We start from the raw sequence: 245 nt of genomic DNA, 5'->3' as shown, positions 1-245 counted from the left end.
CTTGTCACAACAACCTAATACTGAGTTGGTAGAGGATTCTTACAACATGAAACTTGTTGGGGAAGATGAACTCTCCGATGAGTTTATTCTCGAGATGGAATTTTTTATGCGTTTCGAGGAAGATGGCACATTTGATTGGTATTTCTACCCTGATTACTGCTGGCTTGCTGCTCTGAACGACTACCAACGTCTAGTACCGATAAACTGTGTTGGTGAGGAGTACGCTTATTGGGACGACTACCGCG

1 protein-coding gene is annotated in these 245 nt (G+C 43.7%); it reads left to right on the top strand.

All coding sequences use genetic code 11. The features are described from left to right. Positions 1 to 46: 46 nt before the first annotated feature. Positions 47 to 245, top strand: a 199-nt coding sequence (locus L9G74_RS24575) for an acyl-CoA synthetase family protein (protein WP_238898950.1), incomplete at its 3' end; no start/stop codon positions are given.

The organism is Shewanella electrica (assembly GCF_022321485.1).
Taxonomy (GTDB): domain Bacteria; phylum Pseudomonadota; class Gammaproteobacteria; order Enterobacterales; family Shewanellaceae; genus Shewanella; species Shewanella electrica.
Note: the sequence above shows the minus strand (reverse complement) of the source record. Positions and strands in the feature narration are given on the sequence as shown.